Here is a 17,575-nt window from a genome sequence, read left to right as displayed (position 1 = left end):
ACGCGCGGTGCAAGCCTTGTTTCGCCCAAAGGAGATCGGACGGTGACGAACGGCATGGCTTGCGAGTCCCGACCTGCACGGCAATCGAAATTTCTTGCGCCCCGACCGCGTCGCGCCATAGCTGGCGACCACGGGAGGGACTTGGAATGACATCTGACAGTGGGCGTTCCGCGCGCCTTATCTGGAGCCTGCGCGTTCTCGGCCCGATCGCTGCGCTTGTCGTCTGGCTGGCGCTGGGCGGATCGCAGGGCCTTCCGCCGGACGCTCGCTTCGTCGCTGCGATTGCCACGCTGATGGCGATCTGGTGGATGACCGAGGCGATACCGCTTGCGGCGACCTCGCTCCTGCCCATCGTGCTCATCCCCGCTCTTACTGCGATCACCGTGGGAGAGGCGACGGCGCCCTATGCCAGTTCGATCGTCTTCCTGTTTCTGGGCGGCTTCCTGATCGCGATCGCCATGGAAAAATGGCAGCTGCATCACCGCATCGCCCTGCTTACGCTCGAGCGCGTGGGCGCCGAACCGCGTCGGATCGTGCTGGGGATGATGCTGGCGACCGGGTTTCTCTCGATGTGGGTGTCGAACACGGCGACGACGCTGATGATGCTGCCGATCGGCCTGTCCCTTCTCGCCCTGCTGGTCGAAAAGAGTGCCGCCGTCGAAGGGGCGCCGCTGGAGAGCCACGAAGATATCGCCGCGCTGCCAGACGAGAATATTCGCCGGTTCGGCGTCTGCCTGATGCTCGCCATCGCCTGGGCGGCCAGTATCGGCGGGCTCGGCACGCTGCTCGGCAGTCCGCCCAACGCCATCGTCGCTGGCTATGCCGCGGACGAATTGGAACGCGACATCGGCTTTCTGGAATGGATGATGATCGGCGCGCCGCTGGCGCTCGTTTTCATCCTCGTTTCCTGGGTGCTGATGACACGCTTCCTCTACAGCTTCTCGCTCGCCGAAATACCCGGCGGGCGAGCGATGATCGCAGACGAGATCCGCAAGCTCGGTCCGATGGGTCAGGGCGAGCGCGCGGTCCTGTTCGTGTTCTGCGCGGCGGCGTTCCTGTGGATCGTGCCGGGTATCCTTGCCGATATCCCCTCCATCGCCGCCACCGCCCCCTGGCTGGGCGAATTGGACGACACCGCGATCGCCATCGGGGCGGGTATCGCGCTGTTCCTCATCCCTGCACGCGGACGGACCGAGATGGTGCTGGACTGGCGCGATGCCGAGAACGGCCTGCCATGGGGCGTGCTTCTGCTGTTCGGCGGCGGCCTGAGCCTTGCCAGCGCGGTTGCGGCAACCGGGCTCGACGGATGGTTCGGCGCGCAGGTCGCGGGACTTGAGGCGCTGCCCACGATCCTACTGGTCGCAGCTGTGGTGACGCTTACCATCTTCCTCACCGAAGTGACCAGCAACACCGCCACCGCCGCCACCTTCGTTCCGATCCTGGGAGGCGTGGCGGCGGGCATCGGAATGGACCAGATGAGCCTGCTGATCCCGGTCGCGCTGGCCGCGACCTGCGCTTTCATGCTGCCGGTCGGCACGCCCCCCAATGCCATCGTGTTCGGCACCGGATCGGTCACGATCGCGCAGATGGCCAAGGGCGGCATCTGGCTGAACGTCGTCGGCATCCTGCTCATCACAGGCTTCTGCTACCTGCTGGGCGGCTGGGCGATGGGGCTGATCTATTAGAGGCGCAAACGGCGGAACGGCGCGCGCCGGGCCCCGAAGGGCTGCGCCGATATCATCCGAATGTTTTGGAAATGGAGCGGGCGAGGCGATTCGAACGCCCGACCCCAACCTTGGCAACTATTTATATAGAGTGCTCATACCGGCCTAATAAGTATCGTTGATCACTCGAGGAAGGATATTTTTGTATCAAGTCATCCTTACCGATCTCATGCAATCTTATGTTCGAGTTACCCGAAACAATACCCCAGTCCGCTTTTGGGTTGTGCTCAAAAATAAATCTGCGATCCGTTTTGATCATAAGTGAAAACATGTGATATCGCCTGAGACATCTACTGTAATTTGGTTCGCCTGCCATAGCTATTGCAGCTGACTTCCTAACTGCATTATCACGATTGCTTTCCTAATCAAGGGAAGCAGAAATGGCTCAGCACCGCTTTACCGACAGATGGCTCCAGTCTCCCTATCTCGCGCCTACCCATGGTCGGTTGGAATTTACGGACGAACTGTGCCCTTGCTTGCAGCTTAGGGTTACCAAGCGTGGCACCAAAACTTTCTCTGCGATGGTCCGAACCGGGGGGCGCCTGGAGCGTCCTACAATTGGTCGTTACCCATCGGTGACTCTCCATGAGGCTCGTTCAGCAACCTTAGCACTGTTACGCAACGCTGCGGCTGGACTAACGCCCAGGGAGCCCACCACAGCGCATCGAACGCCACTCACTTATGCCGGATTGGTAGAGCTTTACACGGAGCGGCATCTGAAGCCCAACGCTCGCTCCTGGAGAAATATCAGTAGAGCATTGGATCACCGCGCCCTCCGGCGTTTACGAACACGGCCTGTCGAAACCGTCACCAAGCGCGAGATAATCGAGGTAATCGACGGAATTATGGCCGGGGGCAAACCTCAGGCTGCAGTGAACCTGCTGCGATATCTGAAAATGGTCTTCAATTGGGCGGTGGATCGCGACATTCTGGAGGTTAACCCATGTGAGCGAATCCGGCCCCCTGCCAAAACTGTGGAGCGTGATAGGGTTCTATCGGACCAGGAAATTGCTGCCGTTTGGGACGCCACTTATCAACTGCCCAGCCCGTACGGTGAGATGTACCGAGTGTTCTTTCTAACCGGTCAGCGCCGTAGCGAGGTTTCGACAATCCGTTGGGGCGAAATTGTTGGCGAGATTTGGACAATTCCTCGTGAAAAGGTGAAGAAAGACCGGCCCCATACCGTGCCGCTGACAAAAAGCGTCCAGGCTATTCTCGCTGAACTAGCCCGAAGGCCGCGCTTCGAGGATGACGGCTATGTCTTCAGCACAACCGGCGGGAAATCACCTAGCAGCAATTTCGCCAAGGTGAAGCGTCAGCTCGATCAGCTTTCCGACACCAGCGGCTGGACCATTCACGACATCCGCCGCACGGTGCGCAGCAAGCTTGCCGAGTTAGGTGTACCGCGCGAGGTTGCCCGCAAAGTCTTGAACCATGAAGACGGCAAGGTGGATCGGATATATAACCGGCACGAGTACCTGGTCGAGAAGCGAGAGGCATTGGAGAAATGGGAGATGATGCTTCTGAACCTGTAATTACACGCCCCTCTCTCGAAGGAACACTGCTCTCCGAAACGTTTGAAGCGATCGCTGGCTTCTATAAGCTCAAGAACGCCGATGCCTTTGACGATCTAACGGAATATCTGGTGGCCCTCTCTTGCCGCGATCAGGAAGGGGAAGAGTATCGCCCTTTCAGTGACCCAGAAGCAGCAGCTTCGACATCCAGGCGCAGCGACGGTCACGCAATTGCCCTCCGGCTGCGTGATCACGCAACCCAAGCTTTGAAAATCATCAATGCCATCGACGAGGACTTGAAGCGTTTCGACGCCGTAGTGAATCTCCATCCCCCTTTGCTCGAAGCCATCTTCGATCTGGATCTTGGAGATCCGAAGGATCTGACCGTTCCCCCTGAAATTGGCAGCCTGTTGCAGTTTTTCGGCGCAGCTGATTTCAAAGGAGTCGAGCTAGCCTTGTCTCAACTAGAGGCAATACCGGTGCGCAATAAACTTTTGAAAGGTCCGATGCCGAATGTGACTTTAAGGCGCGCGGTCGCTGCTTGTCGACATTACTGGCGCGGGACGGAAGGTCACTCTTGGTCGATGTCATCTTTGAAGGAGAAGGCGGTTCGAGATGAGAATAATCGCCAATTCCTCCAAGGCAAATGCGAGGGGTTCGTTTCGGACATTCTTACCCAATGCGGGATCGTCTTTGGGCTGCATGAGCTCTGCAGTGCCTGGAGTGCCGTCGACAAGTCGTGATCGAAGCTCTCTCGGACGGGGGCCGCTCAGCAGCAAAAGTTTCCTCAACGATCCCGGCATTCTCTTGCCGCTCAAACTTTCGTAATCTTGGGCGCATCGCTGTAGCTGGTCTGTCACCAATTCCGGCAGTTCGGAGAAGTGACATGACCGATCAGGGATCGATCTCAAACACCGCAAGCAACCGGCTTCTCGACATTCGCGAAGTGCAGCGCCTAAATAGCCTGTCGAGAGCCTCGATCTACCGAGGCGTTGCAGCTGGCACCTTCCCTAAGCCAATCCAACTGACGCCCGCTGGGCGCCGCGTGGCCTGGCGCGAGGCAGACGTCCAAGCTTGGCTTCGCGATCCGCTCGGCTGGCACAGCACCAGCGACTGAGCTTGGTCTCCGGCAGTCGGTCGGAGATCCCTTTCACCCACATTCGAATGAAACGCACGTCCAGCGGTGAGCTGGCGGCGGGAGAACACGTCATGAACAATTCAACAAACAGTGATATTCAAACTCTTACAGTGCAGGCTCGCATCGAACTCGGTCGTAGCGGCGGTGCAGTTACCGATGGCGCGATTGTACCCTTTCCCACTGGATGGGCGGGAGCAGATATCCTTCAAGTTCTTCAGGGAAAGGAGCGCAAAAAGATTGATCGCTTTCTTGCGGCTGGATTTCAGCCGACCGTCTACGAGTATAAATCTGCTGAAGGCGAGATAATCCAGGCAGTGCTCCGTTTTGATCACGCCTCCGAGCCCAAAGAAATTCGCCCCCTTCGCTATTATGGGAAGGACAAGCATGGCCTGCCTCTGTTCGGCTTCTCCGCCATCGATGGGCAACGCCCTTTGTATAATCTGCATGAGCTTGCCGAGCGCCCCAATTCGTCCGTGCTGGTCGTCGAGGGAGAGAAGGCGGCGGAGGCCGCCCAAATCCTCTTCCCCGATTACGTTGTGGTGACCTGGATGTCTGGCGCTGCAAGCGTTCGGCGTACCGACCTCACCCCGCTTGAAGGTCGGCAGGTCGTTATTTGGCCGGACAACGACATCGCCGGCCGCAAGGCGAGCCGACTGCTTGCGGCACTTGCGCTCAGGGTTGGCGCGGAAGCAGCGGCATTTGTCGATGTGCCAGCTGAGTTCGACGAGAAATGGGACTTGGCCGATGAAGTGCCCGTTGAGTTGCGCGAGAAATACCCGCTGCGACATTTGCTTGAAACCGCCCGCACCTTGTCGCCAGCCGAGCTAGAGCAAGGGTCTTCAGACGCTCGTAACAAGGCTGCACAAAGCCGCATTCTTGGACACCCGGTTGGCTATTCCAAAGTCGACAAAGAAGCAGTGGCGGACGCGCTCACGGAATTGGACGCGGGTATGAGCCGCTTAGAGTGGGTCCAGATTGCCCGATGCCTTTACCATGCCTTCGGAGCAGATGGGCTCTCGCTCTTTGATACTTGGTCCAGAACCAGCGAGGACAAGTACAAGGCGGGCGAGCCTGACTCGTTATGGGTCAGTTTCACCGCTGAGCAGGCGCCCTTCAAGGGTCCTGCGCTTGCGTGGCTCCTGCGGAAGGTTTGCGACCGCACGCGTGAGGATGGCAAGAACTTCGAGCTTGATAAAGAAGCGTTCGTCCGAGCTAGCATTGAGGAGATCAACGAGAACCACGCAGTCGTAACGCGCGGTGCAAAGACCGTCGTGATCTGGGAGCAGTACGATCCTCGGATTATGCGGTTCTCCCTCACGTTCTTGAAGAAATCTGACTTTGTCGAAAAGCTGGTTTGGAAGATTTCGCTTCCTCTGGGCGAGGACGACAGGCCGCGCAAAAACAAAAGCATGCCTTTGGGCAGGCTGTGGTTCGAATCCGGGCTACGTCGGCAATACGACGCCATCTATTTTGCACCTGGGCGTAAGCTGGGCCGGAATGAGCTGAATACGTGGACAGGCTTTGCGGTGGAGCCTGTCGCCAATCCGGAGGGTTGGTCCAAACTCAAGGACCACCTGTTCCACAACGTCGCACAAGAAGACGAGACCGGATATGAGTACATATTCAATTGGATGGCCTTCGGAGTGCAGCGGTTGGAACGGCCCGTTGGCACAGCGCTGGTGTTCCAAGGCGCGAAAGGTGCCGGGAAAAGCATTATCACCGTTCTGTTTGGACATCTGTTTGGCAGCCACGTGTGGATCACGTCTATCGCGGATGACTTTGTATCCAAGTTCAATGCCCAGCTCGAATCAACGCTTTTGCTGGGTGTCGAAGAAGCATTCGCACCACAGAACCGCGCCGCCGACGGCACGCTGAAGGACCTGATTACTGCGCACACGCTTCGATACGAGGAGAAGTTTTTTAGCGCATGGCGTGGGCCGAGCCATTTGAGGATCATTATGACCTCTAACAACGATCAAGTAGTCCGTGCAGACGGTTCAGATCGTCGGTACGCGGTTTTTGAAGTCATAAATCCGCACCAGGGCGACCCCGACTCCCGGAGACGGTATTTTGGCGAGCTTGTCGAACAGATGGAGAATGGAGGTTACGAGGCAATGCTCGGTGAGCTGTTGGCCAGGGACATATCTGGATGGAACCCCGAGGCCATTCCGGAGACCGAAGCGTTGCGAAGACAAAAGCGATTGAACCTTTCCAACGACCCGGTGATGGCGTGGTACTACTCGCGCTTGGAGGATGGGATCGACATCTTATCCGAGGAAACCGGCCAAGGGAGTTACCCTTGGAGAGAATCAGAAGTACAATGGGTACCGGTGCAGGCAGTGATTGCAGACTATACCGCCTTCGCCAAAAGGCATGGTCATCGGGGCGACGATCAGCGGATCAAGAACAAGTTAGCCCGCTATATGCCATCGGGCTTTGAGAGTAAGCCCAGGAGAGAGGAGCAAATTAATGGACCGCGACAGGTGAGATGCTATCCTTTTCCGCCGTTAGAAGAAGCTCGCCGCTTATTCGTAGAAAAAAGCGGGTTCGAGATCCCAAATTAGGTAGGTCTGTTACGCTAATACGTTAGTACCCCATTTACATACGTGCAAAATTTTGCTGGTATTTTTTGTATTGAGTATTTTGCGGGCTATCTAACGTACTAGCGTAACGGCTCGCCGTTCCTAGCTAGTGGCGGGGTGGTAACGCAGGTCGGTTTTTAGAGCTTCACAGCGGAGGAAGATTGATTTTTCGATCGCAAGTTGCGGTCAAGACTAGATCGTAATTCCGAGCAGCGACATAGCCGCTCACATCACCCGACTTGAGCCTCCTCCAGCCAAATTTGCGTCGTTTACGACATCACCCCCATGGGAAAACCTCGGCTGGTGCACACGGCAGGCGTGGTGAAGCTTAGGTTTGGCCGATAAAGCCTTGAGACCAGCTGACGCAGCTTGATCGATTAGGTCAGCTTTGCGCACTGATCCCTATCATTGCGACAATCGCCGTTTTCTCTCAAAATCGGTTAAAAAGGCCGCATGCATTCATGGCCGCTTTGTGTCGAGGCAGGCCTGTCCGCGCCTTTTCTTCTCTATAGCCAATCCCGGCCATGTGGAATGGTGAACCCTTTCCTAGTCTTCTTGATCTCATCCGTTCGATAAGAACGCGCTAATACGCTCGGCTCGTGGACGAATGGGTCACACCCACTGACTACGCGGAGAAAACTATGGCGCGCACCCGATGCGCTGCGCCAAGGCGGCGATGTTCGTCAGGACCACCGTACACCTACGCGCGCTTCAGATTCTGCTGGGTAACCCTAGATCGAACACATTTTTCGCTATCTAAGCGTCGATATCGAGACCGCGTGTATCTTCGCCGAACGCATCGGAATTTGATCATCGAGGCTGGCCAGCGCATCGGCGATACGAATGAGAAAAAGATGATAACTTGACATTTCGGAAGAGACTGAGCGGGTAAGAAAGTTGCTCGCGCCGGATACGGAACTATCATGCTCGGACAGGCGTTCCAGTCTTGTTCTCCGCGACTCCAAATGTTAGGCATCCCGCAAACGAAACGCGAAGGAGGGTTAGCATGTCAGATGGCTCAGGTCCGTCAGTTGTCGATTTATTTTGTGGGGCCGGTGGCCTGAGTGAGGGGTTGAGGCAGGCTGGCTTTTGTCCGAGGGTAGGGATTGATTTCGACAAGCACGCCGCGGCTACGTATCGGCATAACCATCCGGGCGTCCCTGTTATCGAAAAGGATATCTCCACTGTTACCGGTGCGGAGATCCTTGAGCTGTCGAGAGCCGATCGGATCGACTTAGTCGCAGGCGGGCCGAGCTGCCAAGGATTCAGCACTCACGGCAAGCGGATGCAGGACGATCCGCGCAACTTCCTGTTTAAGCACTTTGTGAGACTGGTCGATGAGCTTCGGCCGCGCATGTTTTTGATGGAGAACGTCAGGGGCATGCTCACATACAACAAAGGCGCGTTCCGACGTCAGATCGAAGCAGCGTTCGAAGAGATCGGTTATCGCTCGAATTTCGCTCAAGTTGTCGCTGCTGATTACGGGGTTCCTCAGCTCCGACATCGCATCCTTTTTATGGGCACTTGCGATGACAACATCCCCCTCACCTTTCCGCAGCCGACGCACGGAGAAAGTGCCGAAGGGTTGCGTCCGTACGTCACAGTAGAGCAAGCGATTGGCGATTTGCCCTCTATTGGGAAGGACTATACACGAGAGAGCCGCCCCTATCATACACCACCGCAAGGGCCTTATCAGGTTTATTGTAGGTCAGGCGCTCCCACTGAAGTTTCGATGCACGTCGGCCGTCCGCTATCGGCTCAAGCGTCAAAACTCGCGAAGTTCATCGGCCAGGGTGAGGGCCTGCGCGCCGTGCCAGTGAATCATCTGCCTGACCGCTTCAAACGCATGCGGAGGATCTCCAATGGTGAACTTCGCAGGGATTGCACCACATTATATCACCGCCTCTCCACCGAGAGACCTTCGTATACCATCACCTGCAACTACAAGAATGTCGCCTCTGGTCCTTTTTTGCATCCGAATGAGGATCGATCGATCTCCCATAGAGAGGCTGCACGTTTTATGTCCTATCCAGACCGATACGAGTTTGTAGGAGCGGCGATTCCTCGGCAGATTGGCAATTCCGTGCCTCCATTACTGGCCCGAGCCATCGGGGCGCATATCATCGAGAATCTAAGGGATGACCTTCGGCCGGAGCAGCAGTACCAAGTGGCATGATGCAAAAGATACGCGCTGACCGAGTCTCCCTCGCTCTGACAAATCTGGCCGATTGGAAGAGTCGCGTTCATGCGCAGGGGTCAACGCATTTGTTCCCTCTTTTGGCGCTGCTGAGCAGTGGAGTGGGGACAGCAGACCAACCAATCCAATTTAACGAGACGCCCAACGAATTCGATTTCTGGGACAAATATTTTCGATTGAAAAAGGCGGAAGCGGGTAAGCCCTACTTCAATCCTGTCACGCTTCGGTTCGCGGAAGAAGGTTTCCCGCACTCCAATTCGGCGACCATTAGAAAGAACACTTTCGCTGGAAAATGGAAGGGCGCCATTGTCACTCGTGTCGACGATAAAGAGGAATGGGAGCTAGCAGAAAATTATGCGGAGATTTTCCGAGACAAGGTCCTAAGCAAGGGAGGAGCGAGCTCCCGCGTGCCAGTGGTTGACGTCGCGGCGCTCCTATTTCGCGGAGAGGAGTTTGCGGACAATGCGACCGCTCGAACCCTTGAGGCAAGGTTTCGAGCAGAGTTCCCTCAACGCGATCAAGATTACGAGCGCATTTTCGTCTTCCACGATGAAGAAAGCGAACGCATCTTCGCAGATTCTCAAACGGATCAGGATTACGAAACTGCAATCATTGGGTCTCTTGTGCAGGATGTGCGGACCGCCGCCGGCATTGCATCGCTTCCGGAATATCCGGGAGAGATGGACCTCGACGACCCAATCCTCACGGAAGTGCAGAAGCTACTGCGTTTCGGAACCTCGGGGATTATCTTTTCCGGCACCCCCGGAACGGGTAAATCTTACTATGCCAAACGCATTGCAAAGCATTTGGTGGAAGAGCCGGACCGCGACATCTTCCGCGTCCAGTTCCACCCGAGTTATGGATATGAGGATTTTGTCGAAGGGTATCGGCCCAACGAGGAAGCGCGCTCCGGTTACCAGGTTGTAGGTAAAATATTTTTGGAGGCGTGCACGCGAGCTGACGCCATAAGCAACATGGGACGCTTGGTCGTGGTCATCGTGGATGAAATAAACCGAGGCGACCCGGCTCGTGTCTTCGGAGAATTGCTGACCTACATCGAGCAGGATTACCGTGAAGAAATTTTTCAATTACCATTCTCCGGAAAGCCGCATCACATTCCGAAAAATCTAATTCTGCTCGGAACTATGAATCCGTATGACCGCAGTATCGCACAAGCGGATGCGGCGTTCGTTCGCCGTTTTGATCATATTCACGTGGAGCCTTCTCGCGAGATTGTGGAGCTTTTGCTCGAGGATGCGAAGGGTTTCGATCCTGAGCAAGTTGGTTTGATCGGAGATTGGTTTGACGCCATCCAGCGGCTCCTGCCATTCGGTCTTGGCCACAGCTATTTCGCTCGGGTGGCGTCGATTGACGATCTGCTCTTAGTCTGGCGATATCGGCTCAGACACGCGGCCGAGATCGCTCTCGCCCTGAGTAATCAAGGCGATATCGAGAACCTTGAACGCAGTTTTCAGGCCTTGATCAGACGCCTCGAAGGCGCGGCGGATGAAAACTGAAATCATCGAGTGTGAAGAGTTCAGCGAAGTCAGTGTCCGTCTAGCGGCGCTTATGCGCGAGGGCGAACTCCAAATCGATCCGCGGATTGTGGCGAAAGGCTACCTATCGGCCTCCTTCAAGCGTGGTCAGGTAGTCCTGCGAACTACTAAATTCGTGGGCCTCATCCCGCTCACACCGCAAATCTCAGTTCGCGTCGTTCCACGCGCCAGCATCAGCAATCTTTCACTCATGTTAGCCCGATCGCAGAGGGCGCCTACCGCGATCGCTGGCTTTGCACGCGGGTACGATTCGAAGTTTATTCGGGTCAGCAACGTCGAGAGAATTTTCGGTCGGTCTCTGGCAGAACAAAGCGCGGCTTTGAGCAAGCGAGGACTCATCAAACGCTACGAACGACCAGTCACCAAAGTGCCCTGGCGAGGTCGCTTTCTGGCTGCCGAAACGGTGCGCCGTCACGCATCGAAAGGCATCCGATATCGTCACGAATTTGATCAGACTGTGCTTACCGATTGGACGATCGACAACTTTGCGATCAAGGAAGCGTTGCGACTAGTCGTTGAGTGGTACCGGCGTAATGAGCGCCGCTCGGATGTGCTAGGCGAGGCGATGCAAGCCTACGCGGTCTTCGACAGCATTCCTGCGTGGCCATCCAGCCGGTATGATTTGATGGCGGAACTGGCAAACCTGCTCGCGGGACAAGCTAGTGTGCGCCCTGATTATGCCGATGCCCTCTGGTCAGCCTATGCTGTACTAAGCGGGGAGATTCCCGATGTAGATGCGAGCGGAAGACTCAGGCTGGACTCATTGATCATCGACGTCTCGGAAGTTTTTGAAGCCTACTTGCGCCGTGAGCTTTCTGACGGGCTAAAGCGCGAGGGTTACAAGATTTATGATGGGTGGAAAAGGCCTCACCCCTTCTTCTCAGATGGTGGAAAGTACAGCGTACACCCGGACATGATCATCCAACGCGATGGCGTTGCACGCGCCATCCTCGACGCTAAGTATAAGCCAGAGATCAGCGAGCAAGACCGCTACGAGGTGTTGTCGTTTATGGACGTAATGGGCTTGGACGTCGGCGGCTTTGTATCCCCCACTACGGGAAACGAAGGGTCGCGGTTTATGGGTACTACATCCTCCGGTAAGCGCCTCCACAATCTTAGGTTTGACCTCGCTTCAATTGACCCTGAGGCCGAGATCGGGAAGTATGTCGAAAACGTCAGAAGAATGCTGCAGCGGCGCCAGGACTTCTTGTGATTGGTGGACAGAGGTGACCCTTGCTATCGCTTGAGCGCCTACTTCGAAGCGGTCCAGAGCCGTCGCCTTCAACAACGCGTGCGATGTCAAGAGTTCCGAGCCGAAACTCCGCCCCGGAAATTTGCCTTCGCCAAGCTTTATTCGCCCAAGGGTTGCGTTATCGGCTGAACGCCAAGAGCCTCCCCTGCAAGCCTGACATTGTCTTTCCTAGCGCCCGTTTGGCGATCTTCGTGCATGGCTGTTTTTGGCATCAGCATGATATGTGTCCAAAGGCCAGAATGCCGAAAACACGAACCGACTTTTGGGCGGAGAAATTTCGAAGGAATAAGAACCGCGACACCCGAAATATACGCGAATTGCGCGAGGTTGAATGGACTGCTGTGATCGTTTGGGAATGTGAGTTGAAGCGTCCGAACCGACTGGCTGAGATCGTCATGGAAACAGCTACTTTCGTTCGGCGATGAATGCTTGCCAAAGATCAGACCAGTCGTCGCATCGAGACACCTAAATCGGTCAAAAGGAAATACCATTTATCGCTGCGTCTCACCCCTTTGACGAGCCCCTTAGACCAAAGTGCTGACGCAGTTCGTGGGTTAATATCGGGATATGCGGTTCGCTGCACGCCGGGCTCAAATCGTCGGAGAGCATCGCGTTGAGGGGCTGTGAGCGCATCTAATTTAATTCCTTGCAACGTGTTCCCCGCACTTGCCTTTATTATCCCATCGGTTTCCAAGATTAACGCCGAATTGCCGACAGTCGATAGTTTAAAGGTGCCGATCCAAAGGATACGTGGGCGAGCAAACTGATTGGCCGGTCGCAAGCGAGTTTGATACCCAGAACTAGCTATCTGAAGCCTGACTCCCACAAGGAGATTAGATTTGTCGAAAACCGTTGTATCCTCAAGCCCGCTGTGAGCTAGAAATTCCGGGCGAAATCGAGGCTTTTGCTGTCAGAGAACGGTTAAGCAAATGGTTGATCAGACCGCGAATATATGAGACCGGCCTCGTGCCCACCGTACGTAGCAACAAACGGCAACTGTCTAACTTCGAAGCTCCCAAACCGGCAAATCCGCTGTCGGACAAAAGGCAGACCTAGGCGCTCCGTGTGAACCGTAGCAGCTGACACACCAGCCCAAACGGACGTTACGGTTCGTGTGTCAGGCTTTCAGTCCCGGTTGGACGCGATGAGCCACACCCTGTAGGGTCTCGGGCTTATGGTACCTTGAGGCAGTATACTCCCGGGGGAGGTTCCTGGCCTCGGTGACTGCAGCGAAATATTTCGACGTTTGTTTCCTACGGATCGAGTGAGGACCTGCTGGGCGCCCTTTGATATTCGTCCGGTTTGGTTTGAACGGTGCTCAAGGATGCCATTCCGCTTCCGATCCAACAGCGGCCATTCGCGTTTGGCTCGATCACACTTCAACTTCGCGCCCTCAGTCCCGTCATTAATGCCTGGCCGGCAGAGCCTGGAAGCGGCCCTTCGCTGCTTCCACTTGGGGCGAACGTCGGCAGCCGCGAAGAGCATGCTGCCGCCACGGTCTTTAAATCGTGTTTCTACGGCCCAACGGGAAGTGACGCGACACTATTTGCCGAGTTCGACTTTCGGGACGCCCGGCATTGCGCTTTCAATTGTTTTGTAATTGTAACCCTCGCGGGAAAGCGGGGTCTTCATGCCCACGACGGAGCTTTTCGCGGACCGGTACATCCTGTCTAGCAGCTGAGGGAAAAAGCTTTCGCTTGTCATTTCGACAGCACCTTTCATGCTGTAGCCTAAGCTGGATGTGTAATTTTCCAGGCTGCTTTTAACACCCTCTACGGTGTCTTTGGAAACGCAATGCGCCTTGTAGAAACGAATTCCTTTCTCACGGAGCATGGGCCCAACAGCCCAAAGGGGTGCACTAAACCTGTCCCCTTCAGCCGACTCCTTGCTCACCGCCTGAAACTTCAGATCGACAATTGGCGTAACCTGAGGAGGCCTGGGCTGATCGCCATAGTGGATTAGGCACATCACCTTCATGTTGAGGTTGACCGGCTCCGCTCGAAGAGGTGTGCCGACGAAAAGCAGGGCCACTAGCAGGGGAATTGCGAACTTCGAGTTCTTCGGCATTTTTGTCATTATAGAGCCTCTACCGAAAAGTGATGAAAGGGTGTCGGATAGCCGCTGGTTCTTGGCGGGACCGTCCACGTAGCCTCACATTTTCCGTACTACTGCGGTTTCGCAGGCTTCGCCCCGTTGGCGATCGCCTCCCGATATTCTTTCATCTTGCGCTCGTACTCGGCGCGCGAGGCTTTCACGCGGCGGGTTTCCGCTTCGAAGGCCGCAACGTCGCGGGCGTATTTCTCGTCCGCCGCCTTCTTAGCCGCGAGATCGCGCTCGTATTTGGCGACCGCGTCGGCATGGGCCTTGCGCTCGGCGGCGGCGCGCGCTTCGATCTCGGCACGCTTGCGCTCGGTTTCCGCCCAGCGTCGAGCCAGATCCTCCGCCTCGGCCTTTTCGGCAGCCAAGCGTTGGGCTTCCGCTCGCTCCTTGGCCAAACGGTTGGCATCAGGATCGCGGACGCTGCTATCGAGTGCCGCGTTCATAAGCGGCCCGTCGCCCGCCGTCAGGTTGATGAACTCCAGCCCTGCCAGGAATGCTTCGACCTCGCCCTTCGCCGGGCGGGGCCCGACGAGATCGGCGATCCTGCCGATCGAGCGCGTCTGGCCGGTGAAGCAGCCATCGCCGAGCGAGTCTCCGGCGAACTCGTCGTAGAACTTCTGCGAGGCGAAGCGCCGACCGACCACATTGGAGGGATCGCTGGCAAGGTCGAAACGGATCGTGCCGCGCAGGGTGATGGCGGATGGCGAGGGGACCGGCTTGCCCGCCGTGGAAACGGTGGCGAAATCGCTCTTCGTGTAGCTCGGCCCGACCTTCACCGATTTGGGATCGATGGCATAGGCCATGACGATCTCGCCCGAACAGGCGATGAAACGGTAATCGACGCCGATGCTGGCCTGGGTGTAGCCGCCCTTACTACCGGCGCTGGGCCAGCGGGCGATCGCGCTACGGCGTTTGGGAGCAGAAGGTGTTAGATTGGAGACGTTTGCAGTCCGGCGTGGGCCATCCCAATCTTGGGCTCGGTCCCACATTCTCTGGATTTGTGCATCATCAAACGCGACCGTGCAATCCGCGAATTGACGGCCGTCGTTGCGCTTGTAATCGTCCAGCTCGGCGATCTCTTTGCCTGCGGGATCATAACCATGCACGCTTTCACTTATGTCGGCATCAAAGATTGACTGGACAGAGCCTTGAGCAACATTCGAAACTGTCTTCGTAAAATTAGCACCTTGCCCTGAATAATCGTAACAGAAATAAAATCCGTTCGTATCTTTGTCATATTGTTTGGATGAGTCAGCATTTTGGGCCGATGTGGAGAAACTGCAAAATGCGCTCAAGGTTACGCAAAAGGCTATTAGCGTGCGTACGAACATTTCCGTTCTCCACCAATGCAGTATACCCCTTGCGATCTGCTATTAAAAACTATTGCAAGCCGGCACGAAAAGGGCGGCACCTCGCGGCACCGCCCTTCTCAATTACTCCCGGACGAAACCGTTGAGAAGTCAGAAAATCACTTCAGCTCGACGGTGCCGCTGGCGTCTTCGATCTTCTTCTTGATCTCTTCGGCTTTGTCCTTGTCGACGTCGCTGAGCGCCTTGGGCGCGCCTTCGCTTCGCCCTGGTCCAGGCAGGTGATGGCGGGGACTTTACGCTCACCTAGATCTTCTTGCCGTCGTCGCCGGTGAGGAAAGCATCTAGCTCTTTTTTCGACCGTGGCCTTACCGGCACCGCCGCCTCAGGGCAGCTCGTCAGCGAGCCGGGCAGGGAGCCTTGTCGCAGTCTCGTCAGGCGTACCTTGCGCGCTCACCCTCGTTTGCCCATGGCCCTGCCCTCGTTTGTGTCCATATCGCAGCGATTCATACCTACCGTCTCTTGGAGGACCCATTCCATTCCATCCGCGCTCTGACGATAAGCATTCTTGTTAAACCAGCTTGGCCCTGCGGACGTGATCCAGCCCCTGTTCGCTTTCACAAATTCGTTGGCCTCGCGCATGGCTTCTGTATTGGCTTCAGCAGCGGTCTTCTTACCTGTAACTAGGAAATACCGTCGATCGCGCATGCTTCGCGCGATGGCGACGGCCCCGCCGCCGCAGGTGGTATCGTTAGCCAACAAAGTCTCCCACTCACCTCCAATGGCAGCAGCGCGCTCTTGCACTTTCTCAAGTGAGTCTGGCACGTTTTTCTCAGTCGCGAGGTCAGTGAGATCGATCCGCACCATAACGCTGACCTGGGCGGTGGCGGGGCAGGAGATTGGTAAGATCAATGCCAGGGCTAGCATGCGCTTCATAGAGTTGTTCCTTCGATATCGATACGGCGTTCTGCATTATTAGTCTGTAGTCGGCGGACAACGAAACACGCGAAGGTCGGAAACGAACCCATCCTAACTTTTAGGCACGCCGGCTCGCAGACGGGCGAGTCTCTCTTCGAATTTAAACCGGGCGATCATTTTGCGCATTATCGCAGTTAAACCATTGGACCTCGTATCGGGGCTCGTATGCAAAAGGTCCCCTCGTTGATCATATTCGGCAGCGCTTCAGCATAAACACTACTTCAATGTGCAGGAGATGGACGTTAGGCACGCTCTCTGGTTGTCTCAACTTTCCATCTTGGCCCGTCACCAACGATCTTAATGGCCCAACTTCCGTCTTTTGGGAATATGGTAATGGTATTGTTAGCCACAGGCGAGGACTGCTCCGCCTTTCGCAACTCCATCAATGCCATTATGGGCTTGGGATGCGCCAGTATTTCGGCGCAGGAAGCCACTAGGATCGGAGCTTCGACTATGCCCGGATCAATGGCAATATCGTCGATCTCAAGAGCATTCTCCGCGAAGAATTGGCATAGCCTATCTGCAAGCCCTGCATAATCACCACGCGCCACCGGAATGCCGACAGTCCTCTTGCGCTCCCTCCATTTATGCATGACCGGTCCTCGGGGCTGTTCAGGCCCAGCGGGGTCTTCTCGCGAAAAGAGGTCAACACTAATTCCCGCTGCACGAAGGGTATCGACCAGACCCCCAACATGCGAATACTGACGGGCTAGTTGTGCCTCCTGTTCGGCGGGCTTCGGATCATAGGGGAGGGCTAGCCGTGCCTCGCCGTATCGGTAAATCTCGATCAGCCAGTTCGCGGGCCGCGCCGTGATCCAGATCTCATTATCGGAGTTCATGAGTACGTTTAGGGCACGAAGTGCATCGGCAGCGAGCATATCAAGCGATGTGTAGTTGTACTCGTAATAAAAATGGAGCTTGTCGCTAGGAGCTGCGACTTCCCCTAGAAACGAGCGCGCCGCAAAGACGCGGTCTTCAAGGGTTTCCGACGGAAAGGTGCGCGCAGGAGCTGGCGAGCGAGACCAGTCGATGCGCGAAGAAGAAATTCCAAGATAGGGCGGCGTCCAAAGACCCACTTGTGACAGTTCGAAGGGCACCGCCGCCTCGCGCAGCGCGTCTGAAATCGCACTCTCACGCAGCGGACTGGCAAGCTCTTCTTGCAGTGCTTTCCTGCGCGCTTGGAGTTCCTGACGGCGTTGATCTTCCATCCGATCATAAGGCCATTAT

13 protein-coding genes and 1 pseudogene are annotated in these 17,575 nt (G+C 56.1%); 9 read left to right on the top strand and 5 right to left on the bottom strand.

Annotated elements, in window-relative coordinates:
- The first annotated feature begins 146 nt into the window (after positions 1 to 146).
- The 9 genes from J7347_RS09260 (at position 147) to J7347_RS09220 (ending at position 12,388) form a co-directional block, all read left to right on the top strand.
- Positions 147 to 1,685, top strand: a complete 1,539-nt coding sequence (locus tag J7347_RS09260; protein WP_209161797.1) for a DASS family sodium-coupled anion symporter — start codon at positions 147 to 149, stop codon at positions 1,683 to 1,685.
- Positions 1,686 to 2,569: 884 nt separating this feature from the next.
- Positions 2,570 to 3,259, top strand: coding sequence for a site-specific integrase (locus tag J7347_RS13315; RefSeq protein ID WP_245173987.1), 690 nt, complete (start codon positions 2,570 to 2,572; stop codon positions 3,257 to 3,259).
- On the top strand, positions 3,232 to 3,981 hold the full coding sequence (locus J7347_RS09250; RefSeq protein WP_209161795.1) for a hypothetical protein: 750 nt from the start codon (positions 3,232 to 3,234) through the stop codon (positions 3,979 to 3,981). The genes J7347_RS13315 and J7347_RS09250 overlap by 28 nt, the downstream gene beginning before the upstream one ends.
- 143 nt (positions 3,982 to 4,124) lie before the next feature.
- Complete coding sequence (locus J7347_RS09245) at positions 4,125 to 4,355, top strand: AlpA family phage regulatory protein (RefSeq protein WP_209161794.1); 231 nt, start codon at positions 4,125 to 4,127, stop codon at positions 4,353 to 4,355.
- A gap of 92 nt (positions 4,356 to 4,447) precedes the next feature.
- Positions 4,448 to 6,940: a DUF5906 domain-containing protein gene (locus tag J7347_RS09240; RefSeq protein WP_209161793.1), complete on the top strand. Its 2,493-nt coding sequence runs from the start codon at positions 4,448 to 4,450 to the stop codon at positions 6,938 to 6,940.
- A gap of 1,024 nt (positions 6,941 to 7,964) precedes the next feature.
- Positions 7,965 to 9,134: a DNA cytosine methyltransferase gene (locus J7347_RS09235; RefSeq protein WP_209161792.1), complete on the top strand. Its 1,170-nt coding sequence runs from the start codon at positions 7,965 to 7,967 to the stop codon at positions 9,132 to 9,134.
- The gene (locus J7347_RS09230; RefSeq protein WP_209161791.1) at positions 9,131 to 10,672 is read left to right on the top strand and encodes an AAA family ATPase; all 1,542 of its coding nucleotides are present in this window, start codon (positions 9,131 to 9,133) and stop codon (positions 10,670 to 10,672) included. The genes J7347_RS09235 and J7347_RS09230 overlap by 4 nt, the downstream gene beginning before the upstream one ends.
- Complete coding sequence (locus tag J7347_RS09225; RefSeq protein ID WP_209161790.1) at positions 10,662 to 11,924, top strand: hypothetical protein; 1,263 nt, start codon at positions 10,662 to 10,664, stop codon at positions 11,922 to 11,924. The genes J7347_RS09230 and J7347_RS09225 overlap by 11 nt, the downstream gene beginning before the upstream one ends.
- A gap of 83 nt (positions 11,925 to 12,007) precedes the next feature.
- Positions 12,008 to 12,388 carry a very short patch repair endonuclease gene (locus J7347_RS09220; protein ID WP_209161789.1) on the top strand — a complete coding sequence of 127 codons (381 nt, stop codon included), beginning with the start codon at positions 12,008 to 12,010 and terminating at the stop codon, positions 12,386 to 12,388.
- Between the two features lie 1,117 nt (positions 12,389 to 13,505).
- Here the strand turns inward: J7347_RS09220 and J7347_RS09215 are convergent.
- From J7347_RS09215 to J7347_RS09195, 5 genes and pseudogenes are all read right to left on the bottom strand, one after another.
- Complete coding sequence (locus J7347_RS09215; RefSeq protein ID WP_209161788.1) at positions 13,506 to 14,039, bottom strand: hypothetical protein; 534 nt, start codon at positions 14,037 to 14,039, stop codon at positions 13,506 to 13,508.
- 89 nt (positions 14,040 to 14,128) lie between these two features.
- On the bottom strand, positions 14,129 to 15,394 hold the full coding sequence (locus tag J7347_RS09210) for a cell envelope integrity protein TolA (protein ID WP_209161787.1): 1,266 nt from the start codon (positions 15,392 to 15,394) through the stop codon (positions 14,129 to 14,131).
- Between the two features lie 137 nt (positions 15,395 to 15,531).
- Positions 15,532 to 15,706, bottom strand: a pseudogene (locus J7347_RS13310) (50S ribosomal protein L7/L12); the annotation flags it as partial.
- Positions 15,707 to 15,823: 117 nt separating this feature from the next.
- Positions 15,824 to 16,306 carry a hypothetical protein gene (locus J7347_RS09200; RefSeq protein WP_209161786.1) on the bottom strand — a complete coding sequence of 161 codons (483 nt, stop codon included), beginning with the start codon at positions 16,304 to 16,306 and terminating at the stop codon, positions 15,824 to 15,826.
- Positions 16,307 to 16,590: 284 nt separating this feature from the next.
- The gene (locus tag J7347_RS09195) at positions 16,591 to 17,556 is read right to left on the bottom strand and encodes a hypothetical protein (protein WP_209161785.1); all 966 of its coding nucleotides are present in this window, start codon (positions 17,554 to 17,556) and stop codon (positions 16,591 to 16,593) included.
- Positions 17,557 to 17,575 lie beyond the last annotated feature (19 nt).

Origin of the sequence: Erythrobacter sp. A6_0 (assembly GCF_017744235.1) — a bacterium.
Taxonomy (GTDB): Bacteria; Pseudomonadota; Alphaproteobacteria; order Sphingomonadales; family Sphingomonadaceae; genus Qipengyuania.
Note: the sequence above shows the minus strand (reverse complement) of the source record. Positions and strands in the feature narration are given on the sequence as shown.

Excerpts from the sequence above, each read along its gene's own strand:
- J7347_RS09195 (WP_209161785.1), bottom strand. The coding sequence starts at position 17,556 with ATGGAAGATCAACGCCGTCAGGAACTCCAAGCGCGCAGGAAAGCACTG.
- J7347_RS09230 (WP_209161791.1), top strand. The coding sequence starts at position 9,131 with ATGATGCAAAAGATACGCGCTGACCGAGTCTCCCTCGCTCTGACAAAT.
- J7347_RS13315 (WP_245173987.1), top strand. The coding sequence starts at position 2,570 with ATGGCCGGGGGCAAACCTCAGGCTGCAGTGAACCTGCTGCGATATCTG.
- J7347_RS09225 (WP_209161790.1), top strand. The coding sequence starts at position 10,662 with ATGAAAACTGAAATCATCGAGTGTGAAGAGTTCAGCGAAGTCAGTGTC.
- J7347_RS09235 (WP_209161792.1), top strand. The coding sequence starts at position 7,965 with ATGTCAGATGGCTCAGGTCCGTCAGTTGTCGATTTATTTTGTGGGGCC.
- J7347_RS09210 (WP_209161787.1), bottom strand. The coding sequence starts at position 15,394 with ATGTTCGTACGCACGCTAATAGCCTTTTGCGTAACCTTGAGCGCATTT.
- J7347_RS09245 (WP_209161794.1), top strand. The coding sequence starts at position 4,125 with ATGACCGATCAGGGATCGATCTCAAACACCGCAAGCAACCGGCTTCTC.
- J7347_RS09215 (WP_209161788.1), bottom strand. The coding sequence starts at position 14,039 with ATGACAAAAATGCCGAAGAACTCGAAGTTCGCAATTCCCCTGCTAGTG.
- J7347_RS09220 (WP_209161789.1), top strand. The coding sequence starts at position 12,008 with ATGTCAAGAGTTCCGAGCCGAAACTCCGCCCCGGAAATTTGCCTTCGC.
- J7347_RS09250 (WP_209161795.1), top strand. The coding sequence starts at position 3,232 with ATGGGAGATGATGCTTCTGAACCTGTAATTACACGCCCCTCTCTCGAA.
- J7347_RS09260 (WP_209161797.1), top strand. The coding sequence starts at position 147 with ATGACATCTGACAGTGGGCGTTCCGCGCGCCTTATCTGGAGCCTGCGC.
- J7347_RS09200 (WP_209161786.1), bottom strand. The coding sequence starts at position 16,306 with ATGAAGCGCATGCTAGCCCTGGCATTGATCTTACCAATCTCCTGCCCC.
- J7347_RS09240 (WP_209161793.1), top strand. The coding sequence starts at position 4,448 with ATGAACAATTCAACAAACAGTGATATTCAAACTCTTACAGTGCAGGCT.